Source organism: Mesorhizobium marinum (genome assembly GCF_040813675.1).
GTDB lineage: Bacteria > Pseudomonadota > Alphaproteobacteria > Rhizobiales > Rhizobiaceae > Mesorhizobium_K > Mesorhizobium_K marinum.
On sequence record NZ_JBFOCI010000001.1, the window covers coordinates 69,805 to 82,728 of the forward strand.

Genomic DNA, 12,924 nt, shown 5'->3' on the forward strand with positions numbered 1-12,924 from the left:
GGCCGGCCGCGACCTCATTATCGCCACGGTCTTACCGCATTTCGACTTCAATAAGCGGGGATTAACCATTAGGATCGATATTCGGATGTACCGCTAACGCATCCGTTCGTCATCTCCGGGGACAAACGGCAGCCTGCAAGGCCATTTGATTTGACGAGAGCAGACCGACCCAAACGGCCGATTGTTAAGACGGCGATCTGGCCAAGATGGCTGACCGGGTTCATGGTTGCGCTGGGCGTGATGGCGCTGGCCATCCCCGCCGCACAGGCTGAGACGCGCACCCTCAAGCTCTATTTCGTCCACACCAAGGAACGCGCCGAGATCACGTTCAAGCGCAACGGCCGCTACGACCAGGCCGGTCTGCGCCAGATCAACAATTTCCTCCGCGACTGGCGGCGCAACGAGCCTACCAAGATGGATCCGCGCCTGCTCGACCTGGTCTGGGAAACCTACCGCGCGGTCGGCGCCAAGGACTACATTCACGTCGTGTCCGCCTATCGTTCGCCGGCCACCAACTCGATGCTGCGCAAGCGCTCGAAGGGCGTCGCCAACAAGAGCCAGCACATGCTCGGCAAGGCGATGGACTTCTACATTCCCGGGGTGCCGCTGAAGCAACTGCGCGACACCGGCCTAAGGATGCAGACGGGCGGCGTCGGCTACTATCCGCGTTCCGGTTCTCCCTTCGTGCATCTCGACGTCGGCAGCGTTCGCCACTGGCCGCGCATGAGCCGCAAGGAACTGGTCAGCGTGTTCCCGAACGGCAAGACGCTGCATGTGCCCTCCGACGGCAAGCCGCTGCCAGGCTATGAGCAGGCGGTCGCCTCCTACGAGGCGCGCAAGAAGAACGGCACGACGGCGCTTGCGCTGGCTTCGGCCGCGCCGACCAAGACGGGCCGCTCCGGCGGCCTGCTGGCCCGGCTCTTCGGCGGCGGCGCCGACGAGGAAGAGGACAACAGCGAGAGTGGCACCGTGGTCGCTTCGGCCCCGGCTGCGGAAGCGCCCCGGCCGTCGGGTGATATCCGCATCGTTCCGCCCGACGAGGCCAACCCGGCCAGCATCCCGTTCGACGAAGCAGAAAGCGTCGACGAGACGCCGGAGACCATCATCGCCGCGCTGCCCGTCCGCGAGATCCCGCTGCCGGCCTTCGCGCCGCGTCCGCAGGTCGATGTCGGAACGGCGGCGGTCGAAAGGGCGCTCAGCGACGCCGAGCAGCCCGACAACATTCCGTTCGGCATGGCCTCGGAAGGCATAGATGACGAATACGGCGAGGACGCGGACATTCCGTTGCCGAACTGGCGGCCCGACAGGGGCGAGTCTGGTTCGCTCCTCGCACTCGCGCAGCCGGATGACGGCCGCCCGCAGGTCGAGGAGGTTTCGCTCGCCGGCCTGACGACCTCGCAGGAAGGCGACCTCGAGGCGGCGCTCGGCGAAAACAGCCGCCGGCTGGCGGTGCTGTCCAACTCCGACGGCCTCGACGAAGCCGTTGCAGTCCTCTCCAAGAAGTCGCGCGTCGTCGCCACGCCGGAAGGCCGCACCAAGACCACAGACAAGTCTGACCGGGCCCATGTCGGCGCCACCAAGCCGGCCCCGAAGCCGCAGGTGGTCGCCGCGCAGCCGGAAGCGGCGCGCTGGGCGCTCGGCGCGGACGCCGCGCTCGCCTATGACAGCAAGGCGCCCGCCGTTGCCCACCTGATGGTGCGGAGCGTGCCCGACCAGGTCTACGCGACCGGCTTCCAGCGCGACACGGTGATTGCCGACGCCGCCCGCTTCACCGGCAAGGCCGTCAGCTTCATGCCGGTCGCCCGCTTCGAGACGAACTGATCCTCGACCACTGAACAGAAAAATGGCCGCCCCCGGGGCGGCCATTTTCGTTGATGGACCTGGGGCGACTGCGCGTCAGGCGGGTTTGAGGCCGCTCGCCTGCCGGGCGAGCGACTCGATCACGTCCCACTTGCCCTCGCGGATCATGTCGTCCGGAGCGACCCAGGAGCCGCCGACGCAGACGACGTTGGGCACGGCGAGATACTCCTCGGCGTTGAGCGCGGAGATGCCGCCGGTCGGGCAGAAGCGAGCCGCCGCCAGCGGCGAGGCCAGCGATCTCAGGAAGGTCGTGCCGCCTGCCTGCTCGGCCGGGAAGAACTTCAGGAAGTCGATGCCGGCTTCCAGCGCCGTCATGATTTCGCCCGGGGTGATGGTGCCGGGCAGCAGCGGCACCTCGCTGCCGGCCGCGGCCGAAATCAGGCTGCCCGTGAGACCCGGGCTCACGATGAACTTCGAGCCGGCAGCAGCCGCCTCGTCGAATTGCCTGGGATTCAGCACCGTGCCCGCGCCGACCACAGCATCCTCGACCTCGTTGGCAACGCGACGGATCGCCTCCAGCGCATCCTTGGTGCGCAAGGTGATCTCGATCATTCTCAAGCCCCCCGCGGCGAGCGCGCGGGCAAGCGGCACGGCGTCGGCCGCGTTCTTGATCTTGATCACGGGAATGACGGGCTGGCCGCCGAGCAGGGAGATGAGCTTTTCGGATTTGGACATTGGTCACTCTGCGGATGCGGAATTTCAATCGGTTAGCAGAACGGTTGCGGTGAGTCCATGAAGGCTCGGGCGACGACGCTCACATGCGCCCGAACCATCCGGACAGCATCCGCCAGGTACGGCGCCACCAGGCTTCCAACGGCAGCGCCGCCATGATCGCCCGGCAAGTCCGTGGCCCGGCCATGCCGTCGGCGATCAGGCCGTGATCGCGCTGGAATGCGCGCAACGCGGTCTCCGTGTCCGGTCCGAAGATGCCGTCCGGCGCCACTGGGTAGCCGAGTGCCGCCAGTTGCCGCTGCAAGTCGCGAACGGCTGCGCCGCGAGCGCCAATATGCAGGGTGAGTTGCGCGGGGGCGGCAGGTTCGACCATCCCCTTGCGCGTGTCGGACAGATGACGCCGATGCGCTGCCGCCAGCTTGGCATGATAGGCGTTCCGCCGGTACCCCGGCCCATTGTAGCCGCGCGCGAACGCGCTCCAGTCGTGCCGCTTCAAAGCATCGGCAAGGCCGGCCTTGACGATGAAGCGCGCCATGAGTCGGGTCTGGCCAGCCGTCCCTGCGCGGGCTTCGGCGACCAGCCTGTCGACGTTCTCGAAGCCCAGCCAAGCCCAATGCGCGCCCATCACCTGGCCGAGCCCCCAAGACGTCGATTCGTAGGCCGCCTTCCGGTCGATCGCCGCGGCGCGTTCCAGCATTCGCCATCGTGCAGCCTGCGACGCCGGATTGGCGACCGCGCCGGCGACGGGGGAGGCGAGGCCCGCCGCGCGGGCAACGGCGCGCGCATCGCCCGAAAGGCAACGGTCGAAATAGTGACCCTCGAACCGGATCATTGGTTCTTGTCGTCCGCCGATCGAGGCGAATGCCGAGCCGCCGCTCTCCACCTCCGCGACCGCGAGCAGCGCCGCCGCCTCGATGCCGAATTCCGCCGCCACTTCCGCGATCTCGTCCGCTGTCGCCTTTGAGAACATTCTTGGTCCGTGCTCCGTTGCGCGCCTCAATGTCGCCGACGACGGCCCAGGGTGGACAAAATGGCCGGCGAAATTGGCGCAACCCGTTCGACATTCTTCCGGGCGACGCCAGGCAAAGTGCTGAAAGCACGTGGTTTCCGGCCGCGATCTTGAAAACGCCGCATCGACGCTGTACCGGCGGGCGCATGAATTCATCCACGCCCGCATTCCGCGTCGCGGCGCTCTACCGCTTTGTCCGGCTCGAGCGCCACGAGGAGTTGCACGCGCCGCTTGCCGCGTTCTGCTGTGCCCGGGGGATCAAGGGTACGCTCCTGCTGGCGCGTGAAGGCATCAACGGCACCGTTGCCGGAAGTGAAGCGGCCATCGCCGAACTTATCGCCCACCTCGATGCGATGCCGGCGTTTGCCGGGCTCGACGTCAAGTACAGCACCGCTGAAAACATGCCGTTCCACCGCATGAAGGTGCGATTGAAGCAGGAAATCGTGACGATGGGCGTTGCGGATATCGATCCGCTGGCGGACGCGGGCGCCTATGTCGCGCCGGGCGACTGGAACGCCCTGATCGCCGATCCCGGCACGGTCGTGATCGACACCCGCAACGACTACGAGGTGAAGCTCGGCAGCTTCGCCGGGGCGATCGATCCCGGCACGGCCAGCTTTCGCGACTTTCCCGCCTGGATCGAGCGCCATCGCGACGAACTTGCCGGCCGCAAGATCGCCATGTTCTGCACCGGTGGCATCCGCTGCGAGAAGGCGACCGCCTACCTGCGCTCGCGCGGCATGGAAGACGTGTTCCACCTCAAGGGCGGGATCCTGAAATACCTGGAGGACGTGCCGGCGGAAGAAAGCCTGTGGCGGGGCGAATGCTTCGTCTTCGACGAGCGGGTATCCGTGGCGCATGGGCTCGAGGTTGGCGAGGCGGAGCTCTGCCGCGCCTGTCGGCGTCCGCTCACGGCGGCCGACCGGCTGTCGCCGAAATTCCGCGAAGGTGTGTCCTGCGAGGCGTGCCACGACGAGCGGTCCGACGAGGATCGCGCGCGCTACGCCGAGCGCCATCGCCAGGTCGCGCTTGCCGCGTCGCGCGGCGACGGCCCGCATATCGGCAGCTGACGCGCGAGCGGCCGTGCCGCCAGGTGATCCCGGGTGGCCGAGGCCAGACCGCGAAAATCGCCAGGGGTCATTGTAATGTCGCCGGCAGCGCCTACCTCACCATCACCGAAACCGTGGAGGCCCTGATGTTCGACCCAAAGAAGCTGCTCGACGACCTGCTCGGCTCGAAGATACCCGGCACGGAATCCACCGTGCGCGACAAGGCCGGCCAGGCCGCCCAGATGGCCAGGGACAATCCGCTGGCAGCCGGCGCGCTGGTCGCGGTGCTGCTGGGCACCGGCGCCGGCCGCAAGGTAACCGGCTCTGCCCTGAAGGTGGGCGGGCTCGCCGCCGTCGCCGGCCTTGCCTACAAGGCCTACCAGAACTACCAGAAGGGCAACCAGCCGGGCGCGGAACCGCCGCAGGGCCAGCCCGAACTGCTGCCGCCACCCTCCGACAACGAGTTTCATCCGGCCAGCGCGCCGCAGGGGGAGGCGGAGTTCTCGCTCGCGCTGATCCGGGCGATGATCGCGGCGGCCAAGGCCGACGGCCACATCGATGACGACGAGCGGAAGAAGATCGGCGACCGGCTGGCGCTGGCCGGCCTTGGCGCGGAGGCGGCCGCCTTCCTGCGCGAAGAGCTGGAAAAGCCTCTCGATCTCGACGAACTCGTCTCGCTGGCCAGGACCGAGGCGCAGCGCGTCGAGCTCTACACGGCCTCGCGCCTGACCATCGAGCCGGACTCGCGCGCCGAGCGCGGCTATCTCGACCTGCTGGCCGGCCGGCTCCAGTTGCCCGATGCACTTGTCGACCATGTCGAGGCCACCGTGTCGGCCGCCAAGGAACCGGCGCCCGTCGATGCCGGCGGCACGTCGCGCGGCTCGGTGCCTCCGATTCCCGACTCCGGCCGCATGCGCTGGTAGCGCATGCACGGGCAGGTTGCGGTACCCTGCGGAATACATCCGTTAACCTTCGGTTAACCAATCGGGCGCATGATTCGCCAAGTCGGATCTGCTTCCTCCTCCCAGGCACGGTCCGCGAACTAGAGGGCGGTCGCCAATGACCGCCCTTCTTGTTTTGCCGGGCAGACCCGCCTTTCGCGCTTGCCTCGCCATCGCGCCTTTGCCATGTGTTGCCTTCTGAAAATCGGAGGAAGACGGAATGGCAAAACCCGCAAACGGCAGGACCGCGATCGTCACCGGCGCCGGCACCGGCATCGGCAAGGCCACGGCCGCCTCGCTTCTGGCGGAAGGCTGGAACACCGTCTTCGTCGGCCGCCGCAAGAACCTGCTTGACGAGGCGGTGGCTGCCGCTTCGGTCGATGGCGGGGCAAGAGCGCTCGCCGTCGCCTGCGACGTTACCAAGCCCGACGAGGTGGATGCGCTGTTCCGTGAAGTCGAGGCCGCGTTCGGGCGCGTCGACCTCGTGTTCAACAATGCCGGCATCGGCTTCAAGACCTCCACGATCGACGAGGTGCCGGTCGAGGTTTGGAACGAGGTCGTCGCCGTCAACCTGACCGGTTCGTTCCTGATCGCCCGCGCGGCATTCGCTGCAATGCGCCGGCAGACGCCGATGGGCGGGCGCATCATCAACAACGGCTCGATCTCGGCGCATGCCCCCCGGCCCGGATCGGTGCCCTATACGGCGACCAAGCACGCGATCACCGGCCTCACCAAGACGCTGGCGCTCGACGGGCGCCCCTTCGACATCGCGTGCGGCCAGATCGACATCGGCAACGCGTTGACGGACATGGCGCGGTCGATGACGACCGGCATGCCGCAGGCCAACGGCGAGACTGCGATCGAGGCTGTGATGGACGTCCAGCGCGTGGCCGACGCCGTGGTCTACATGTCGAGCCTGCCGCCGGACGCCAACGTGCTGTTCATGACGGTGATGGCCACCAAGATGCCGTTCGTCGGCCGCGGCTAGGCATGCTGCGCCGCTTCGCTGCCGGACAGCGGCGCGCCGGGAAGGTAGAGCAGGACAGGGCGGATCTCGTAGACGGCTGTCGGATTGGCGCGGCCGAGGTCGCGCGCCGCAGCGACGGCTTCATCATGCGTGGCGCAGTCGACGAGGTAGAAACCCAGGAGCTGCTCCTTGGTCTCGGCGAACGGGCCGTCGATGACCATGCCGTCCCTCAGCGTGCGGGCCGATTGCGTGAAGTCGAGCCGTGCTGCGGGGCCGAGCATTCCGTCCGCCGTCATCCGGCGGTCTACCTTGCGCAATTCGGTCATGAGGGCGGCGTCCTGTGCGGGCGACATCTGCTCGATGGTCCGTTCGACGTGATAGGCCAGGATTGCGTAGTGCATTGCGGTCAGACTCCGGTTTTCGAACGCGGTGCATTGCCGGGATCGCGGGCGCGAGCCGCGCAGTCGGAAACCGCGGACGGGCCATCCTGCCACCAGGGTGTCAGCAGCCTCGTGCTAGCGGTCTTTCCGCCTCCCGATTTCGGGCGCATGAGTTGAACGAGGAAAGCACATGGCTGACTATCTGCCACAATTGATCCTGGCTTGGTCCATCCAGGCCATGGGCATCCTGTCGCCCGGCCCGAGCGTGGCGCTCATCCTGGGCGTTGCGACGACGCGTGGACGGCTGGCGTCGCTGGTTACCGCCTTCGGCGTCGCCTGCGGGTCGATCGTGCTCTCGGTCGCCACGGTGGCCGGCGTCACCGCGATCCTTGCCCAGGTCGCCGAACTGATGAATGCGCTGCGCTGGGCCGGCGCCGCCTATCTTGCCTGGCTGGCCTTCAAGGCTTTCCGCAACGCGGCTTCGACGCCTCGGCTCACGGTCGACAAGGTCGGGCGCGAAAGCGCCTGGCGTACCGGTTTGGCCGGCTTCATGCTGCAGATCTCGAACCCCAAGGCGATCATGTTCTGGCTGGCCATCGCCAGCGTGGGCGGTGTAGGCGACGCGCCCCTGCCGGTGGTCGCGCTGTTCGTCGCGGTCGCCTTCCTGAACTCGTTCCTCGGGCATGGCGCCTACGCGCTTCTGCTCTCGTCCGCGCCGGCGCGCGCCGCCTATCAGAGGGCGCGCCGGTGGATCGAGGGCGGGCTGGGCTGTTTTTTCCTGTTTGCCGGCTTCAAGCTGGCGACGGCACGGCTCTAACGCGGCGGCGTGACTGTTTCAGGCTTCGCCGCTGTGGTTGCGGGTCCGCTCCAGGAAGGCCTTCATCCGTTCCAGCGCCCGCAGAATGTTCTCTTCCGAGTTGGCGTAGGAGAGCCGGATGTAGCCCTCGCCGAGGATTCCAAAGTCCGGCCCGCCGATCAGCGCGACACCGGTCTCGTCGAGCAGCGCCGAGGCCAGCTTCTTGGCTTTCCAGCCGGTAGCCGACACGTTCGGGAATGCGTAGAACGCGCCCTTCGGCGTGATGCAGGAGACGCCGGGCAGGTCGTTCAGTCCCTCGACGACGACCTTTCGCCGCCGGTCGAAGGCCTTCATCATCGTCTCCACGTCGTCCTGCGGCCCGTCGATCGCCGCAATCCCGGCGAACTGGCTGGGCGCGTTGACGCATGACCAGCAGTTGACGGCGAGTTTCCTCACCTTGTCGTAGAGATTGGCGCTCTTCTCGCCGTTCGGCCAGATCGACCAGCCCATGCGCCATCCAGTCATCGCCCAGGTCTTCGACCAACCGTTGAGAACGATCAGCCGGTCGCGGACTTCCGGGTACTGCAGCAGCGACGTGTGCCTTTCGCCGTCATAGGTCATCACGTCGTAGATCTCGTCCGACAGGATGGCGACGTCGGGATGCTCCTCCAGCCCCTTCACCAGCTTATCGATTTCGCTCCTCGGGGTCACGCCTCCGGTCGGGTTTGCCGGCGAGTTGAGGATGATCAGCCTTGTCCGGTCGGTGATCAGCGCCAGCGTCTCGTCCGCCGAGAAGGCAAAGCCGTTCTCCTCGCGGATCGGGACCGGCACAGGGGTCGCGCCGGTGAACTCGATCATCGAGCGGTAGATGGGAAAGCCGGGGTCGGGATACATGATCTCGGCGCCGGGCTCGCCGAACATGACGATCGCCGCATACATCGTCGGCTTGCCGCCGGGCATGATCATGACGGTCTCCGGCGACACCTCGACGCCGGTCGTGGTCAGCGTACGGCGCGCCACCGCCTCGCGGGTGGCGAGCAGCCCTGTCGCCGGCGTGTAGCCGTGATGGCCGTCCCGCAGCGCCTTGATAGCCGCCTCGACGATGTGTCCGGGCGTCTTGAAGTCCGGCTGGCCGATGCCGAGGTTGATGACGTCCTTGCCCTGGGCGGCGAGCGCAGTGGCGCGGGCAAGAACAGCAAAGGCGTTTTCTTCGCCCAACCGGTCGAAGGCGGCGACTGTTTGGAGCATTTTTCCTCCACATCTGGCGCTAATCCCAGGATGGTGTTTCTGTGAGCGTGGCGAAGCAAAGTCAACCGGAGTGATGCCTGCCTTGATCGATGATCTCAGGAACTGGACGCCGCGCCCGCGCCCCGAACGCAAGCCGCTCGAAGGCCGGTATGTGCGGCTTGAACCGCTCTCGGCGGCGCTCCACGGCGACGGGCTGTTCGAGGCAGCCGTCGCCAAGGGCGAACAGGACCGCTTCCGCTGGCTGCCGGATCACGTGCCGGAAAGCCGTGACGCATTCGGGCCGTGGCTGGAGAAGGCCGAGGCCAGCGAGGATCCGCTCTTCTTCGCCGTGATCGACAAGGCATCGGGCAAGGTTGCCGGCCGCCAGACACTGATGCGTATCGACCCGACCTACGGCGTCATCGAGATCGGCAACATCCTCTGGGGTTCGCTCGTGGCGCGCAGGCCGGCCGCCACCGAAGCGCAGTTCCTGTTCGCCAGATATGTCTTCGACGACCTCGGCTACCGCCGATACGAATGGAAGTGCAACAACCGCAACGAACCGTCCAAGCGGGCGGCAGAGCGCTTCGGCTTTTCCTTCGAAGGCGTCTTCCGTCAGCACCTGATCGTCAAGGGCGAGAATCGCGACACCGCCTGGTACTCGATCATCGATCCGGAATGGCCGGCATTGAGAAGCGCATATGAGGGCTGGCTCGATCCGGCCAATTTTGATAGTGACGGAAACCAGAAACAGCGCCTGGAAGACTTCCGTAAGTCTTTGGCCTGAAAGGTTATTTCGTTACAAGGGGTGCTTCGTGGCTTCTTCTTCCGGACGTGGCGGGCATGACCACGATCACCGCGGCCACGCGGGTCATGATCACGAGGCTCATGACCAGGAGGGACACGGGCACCACCATGGCGGCCATGGCCACGACCATGCGAGCCATTCGCACGGGCTCGGTCACGTCCACGGCTCCACCGACAAGACACGTGTCCTCATCGCGGCTTTTCTGACCGGTGGCTTCATGGTCGCCGAGGCGCTGGGCGGCCTGCTGACCGGCTCGCTTGCCCTGCTTGCCGATGCCGGACACATGCTGACCGATTCGATTTCGCTCGGGCTCGCCTGGTACGCGTTCCATCTGGCTGGCCGCCAGGCGACCGCGCGCCTGACCTACGGGTTCGACCGGGTGAAGACCCTGGTCGCCTACACCAACGGCATCGCCATCTTCGCCATCGGCGCGTGGATCGTCGTCGAGGCCTTCCACCGCCTCAGCGACCCGGCGCCGGTGCTCGGCGGGCCGATGCTCGTGATCGCAGCGCTCGGCCTCGTGGTGAACATCGCTGCGTTCCTGGTCCTGCATGGCGGCGACCGCGAAAGCCTGAACATGCGCGGGGCGATCCTGCACGTCGTCGGCGACCTGCTCGGCTCGGTTGCCGCACTCGCCGCTGCCCTTGTCATCATCTTCACCGGCTGGGTCCTGATCGACCCCATCCTGTCGGCGCTGGTTGCGGTGCTGCTTTTCCGCAGCGCCTGGTCGCTGGTGCGCGAAGCCGGCAATCTGCTGCTCGAGGGGGTTCCCGAGAACCTCGACCGCGAAGGCATCGCGCGCGACCTTGAAACCAGCGTCGCCTCCGTGCGCGAAGTGCATCACATGCACGTCTGGTCGATGGATGGCTCGAAACACATGGCCACGCTTCACGCCTGCCTTGCAGAAGGCGCGGACGCGCACCAGGCAGTCACCGCGATCAAGTCGCGCCTGGCTGGCAAACATGGCATAGACCATGCGACGGTGGAGGCGGAATTCGGCGCCTGCGCCGACGCATCACGGGGTCATCTCCACTAGGGGTCATCGGAAAACGATCATGGCAGGCAGGCTGAAGGGAAAGATCGCCGTCGTCACGGCGGCGGGGCAGGGCATCGGGCGCGCGATCGCCGAGGCGCTCGTCGCCGAGGGCGCGACGGTGTACGCATCGGACATATCGCGCGACAAGCTCGAGGGGTTGGCGCGCGCCAAGAAGGCCAAGCTGGACGTGCTCTCCACCAGGGCCGTCGATGCCTATGCCGACAAGATCGGTCCGGTCGACATCCTGGTCAACGTCGCCGGCTATGTGCATCACGGCACGGTGCTCACCACCGACGACAAGGACTGGGATTTCTCCTTCGACCTCAACGTGAAGTCGATGCACCGGACCATCAAGGCATTCGTGCCCGGCATGCTGGCGCGCGCCAGGGAGACCGGCAAGACGACGTCCATCGTCAACATCGCGTCGGGAGCGTCGTCGGTGCGCGGTATTCCCAACCGCTACGCCTACGGCGCCAGCAAGGCCGCCGTTATCGGCCTGACCAAGGCGGTCGCCGCCGACTTCATTCGCGACGGCCTGCGCTGCAATGCGGTTGCGCCGGGCACCTTCCGTTCGCCGTCATGGGAAGACCGCGTCGAGACGCTCGGCAAGGAATGGGGCAGCAAGGAGAAGGCGCTCGAGATGTTCGTGCAGCGCCAGCCGATGGGCCGCGTCGCCGACGCGGCCGAGATCGCCCCTGTCGTCGTTTACCTCGCATCCGACGAAGCCGCGTTCACGACCGGTACGGTGATCAGCGTCGACGGCGGGTTTTCGCTGTGACAATTCCAACTGCCGTCTCCGCGAAATGCGTATCGACTCGTGGAGACTTGCCATGACCCCTGAAAACCGAAGCGCTGCGATCGCCGCAGCGGTCCTGCTCGCGGTGTTCGGCGTCGGGGCCTACTATCTGCCGACGATCATGATCGCCGTCGGCAATCTCTCCACCGTCGCGGCAGGCATCGTCGCCATACTGTTCGTCGCGGCATTCTTCCTGGTGTTCTGGCTGCGGGGCAGGAGCCGGCGGGACAACAGGGACTGATCCGGGGCGGGAACTAGCCTACGAGGCTCGCGCTCAGCAGCAACAGCCCAAGCAGGAAGACCAGCCCCGCGCCGCCGATCTCGATCGCGGCGTGGACACGGTTGCCCATGCGACCGTCACCGGCGAAGGCGACCGCCCAGTTCTTCGCGGTGACGGCGACCGTTGCCAGCGCCGATACGGTGATCGCCGTGCCTATGGCCATGGCGATGACGGAAAGCACGCCGCCGACGAAAAGCCCGTTGAGGAACGCGAAGGTCAGCACGATCAGCGCGCCCGAGCATGGCCGCAGCCCCACGGCGACGACCGCCGACCAAGCGGTCCGCCAATTGAAGCGGTCGCCCGAGAGCATCGTCGGGTCCGGCGCATGGCTGTGCCCGCAGGTCGCGCAGACTTCGCCGGGGGCGTGGGAGTGGCCGTGCCCGTGATCGTGGTGTCCGTGATGGCTGTGGTCGTGGTGGGCATGGGCGTGATCGTGGTGGTGGTGGTGGTGGTCTTCCTGATGCGCGTGCGCATGGGCGTGCGCGGCCGACAGGCTGTGGGCCGGATGCGCGCCGACGAGGCCGGCAAGCCTCGGTCCCGCCTTTTGCCAGAGCAGCCATGCGCCGAACAGCGTGATCAGGACGTAGCTCGCCACTTCGAGGAACCAAGTCGCGTCGGTCATCGACACGGCGGTGCCGCGCAAAACCAGGAACACCAGTCCCATCATGAGGATCGCAGTCAGCGCCTGCAGGAAGGCCGAGACGAAGGAGAGCATGATGCCGCGCCTGAGGGCGACTTCGTTGGCCAGCATGTAGGAGGAGATGACGGCCTTGCCGTGGCCCGGGCCGGCGGCGTGGAAAACGCCATAGGCGAAGGAAAGACCGACCAGCACCCAGAGCTTGCCGCCGTCCTCGCGCATGCCTTTCAGCGCGCCGGTCAGAGCGCGGTAGAAGGCCTGCTGCTGCACGTTGATCCAGTTCAGCCAGCCCGCGAAGAGCCCGGTCGACGGCACGGTCGCCTCGTTGGTGCCGATGCCGAGCGAACTCGCATGCGCATGGCCCACGAAATGGTTCAGCACATAGGCCAGTGCGAGCAACCCGAAGACGATGCGGATCGTTGTCTTTTTCAATGCGTATCCTCTGCTCCGAGCTGCGGTATCGGCG

At 66.6% G+C, this 12,924-nt stretch carries 14 protein-coding genes; 9 read left to right on the top strand and 5 right to left on the bottom strand.

Features of this window, described 5'->3' with window-relative positions; all coding sequences use genetic code 11:
- Window positions 1-180: 180 nt before the first annotated feature.
- Window positions 181-1,821, top strand: a complete 1,641-nt coding sequence (gene mepK / locus ABUE31_RS00305; RefSeq protein ID WP_496400973.1) for a peptidoglycan L,D-endopeptidase MepK — start codon at window positions 181-183, stop codon at window positions 1,819-1,821.
- 75 nt (window positions 1,822-1,896) lie between these two features.
- Here mepK and ABUE31_RS00310 read toward each other — a convergent pair whose 3' ends face one another.
- Both ABUE31_RS00310 and ABUE31_RS00315 read right to left on the bottom strand, forming a co-directional pair.
- Window positions 1,897-2,535, bottom strand: a complete 639-nt coding sequence (locus ABUE31_RS00310) for a 2-dehydro-3-deoxy-phosphogluconate aldolase (protein ID WP_367721477.1) — start codon at window positions 2,533-2,535, stop codon at window positions 1,897-1,899.
- A gap of 79 nt (window positions 2,536-2,614) precedes the next feature.
- Window positions 2,615-3,502 carry an N-acetylmuramidase domain-containing protein gene (locus ABUE31_RS00315; protein WP_367721478.1) on the bottom strand — a complete coding sequence of 296 codons (888 nt, stop codon included), beginning with the start codon at window positions 3,500-3,502 and terminating at the stop codon, window positions 2,615-2,617.
- 185 nt (window positions 3,503-3,687) lie between these two features.
- Between ABUE31_RS00315 and trhO the strand changes: the two genes are divergently transcribed.
- The 3 genes from trhO (at window position 3,688) to ABUE31_RS00330 (ending at window position 6,519) form a co-directional block, all read left to right on the top strand.
- Window positions 3,688-4,611, top strand: coding sequence for an oxygen-dependent tRNA uridine(34) hydroxylase TrhO (gene trhO / locus ABUE31_RS00320; protein WP_367721479.1), 924 nt, complete (start codon window positions 3,688-3,690; stop codon window positions 4,609-4,611).
- Between the two features lie 125 nt (window positions 4,612-4,736).
- Window positions 4,737-5,513, top strand: a complete 777-nt coding sequence (locus tag ABUE31_RS00325; RefSeq protein WP_367721480.1) for a tellurite resistance TerB family protein — start codon at window positions 4,737-4,739, stop codon at window positions 5,511-5,513.
- Window positions 5,514-5,751: 238 nt separating this feature from the next.
- Window positions 5,752-6,519 carry an SDR family oxidoreductase gene (locus ABUE31_RS00330; RefSeq protein ID WP_367721481.1) on the top strand — a complete coding sequence of 256 codons (768 nt, stop codon included), beginning with the start codon at window positions 5,752-5,754 and terminating at the stop codon, window positions 6,517-6,519.
- Here the strand turns inward: ABUE31_RS00330 and ABUE31_RS00335 are convergent.
- Window positions 6,516-6,899, bottom strand: coding sequence for a YciI family protein (locus tag ABUE31_RS00335; protein ID WP_367721482.1), 384 nt, complete (start codon window positions 6,897-6,899; stop codon window positions 6,516-6,518). The two genes, ABUE31_RS00330 and ABUE31_RS00335, sit on opposite strands and share 4 nt — an antisense overlap.
- A 169-nt stretch (window positions 6,900-7,068) precedes the next feature.
- On the opposite strand from ABUE31_RS00335, the gene ABUE31_RS00340 reads away from it, so the two are divergent.
- The gene (locus ABUE31_RS00340; RefSeq protein ID WP_367721483.1) at window positions 7,069-7,695 is read left to right on the top strand and encodes a LysE family translocator; all 627 of its coding nucleotides are present in this window, start codon (window positions 7,069-7,071) and stop codon (window positions 7,693-7,695) included.
- A gap of 18 nt (window positions 7,696-7,713) precedes the next feature.
- Here the strand turns inward: ABUE31_RS00340 and ABUE31_RS00345 are convergent, their stop codons facing one another.
- Window positions 7,714-8,922 (bottom strand): pyridoxal phosphate-dependent aminotransferase, encoded by a 1,209-nt coding sequence (locus ABUE31_RS00345; protein ID WP_367721484.1) that lies wholly within the window; start codon window positions 8,920-8,922, stop codon window positions 7,714-7,716.
- Between the two features lie 85 nt (window positions 8,923-9,007).
- Between ABUE31_RS00345 and ABUE31_RS00350 the strand changes: the two genes are divergently transcribed.
- Genes ABUE31_RS00350 through ABUE31_RS00365 form a run of 4 tightly spaced genes read left to right on the top strand, consistent with a single transcriptional unit; the run spans window position 9,008 to window position 11,782 of the window.
- Window positions 9,008-9,688 (top strand): GNAT family N-acetyltransferase, encoded by a 681-nt coding sequence (locus tag ABUE31_RS00350; protein WP_437344070.1) that lies wholly within the window; start codon window positions 9,008-9,010, stop codon window positions 9,686-9,688.
- A gap of 28 nt (window positions 9,689-9,716) precedes the next feature.
- Window positions 9,717-10,745 carry a cation diffusion facilitator family transporter gene (locus tag ABUE31_RS00355; protein ID WP_367721486.1) on the top strand — a complete coding sequence of 343 codons (1,029 nt, stop codon included), beginning with the start codon at window positions 9,717-9,719 and terminating at the stop codon, window positions 10,743-10,745.
- 19 nt (window positions 10,746-10,764) lie between these two features.
- Window positions 10,765-11,523 (top strand): SDR family oxidoreductase, encoded by a 759-nt coding sequence (locus ABUE31_RS00360; protein ID WP_367721487.1) that lies wholly within the window; start codon window positions 10,765-10,767, stop codon window positions 11,521-11,523.
- A 52-nt stretch (window positions 11,524-11,575) separates the two neighbouring features.
- Window positions 11,576-11,782, top strand: a complete 207-nt coding sequence (locus ABUE31_RS00365) for a hypothetical protein (RefSeq protein WP_367721488.1) — start codon at window positions 11,576-11,578, stop codon at window positions 11,780-11,782.
- A 13-nt stretch (window positions 11,783-11,795) separates the two neighbouring features.
- Here the strand turns inward: ABUE31_RS00365 and ABUE31_RS00370 are convergent, their stop codons facing one another.
- Window positions 11,796-12,890 (bottom strand): nickel/cobalt transporter, encoded by a 1,095-nt coding sequence (locus tag ABUE31_RS00370; protein ID WP_367721489.1) that lies wholly within the window; start codon window positions 12,888-12,890, stop codon window positions 11,796-11,798.
- Window positions 12,891-12,924: the final 34 nt, after the last annotated feature.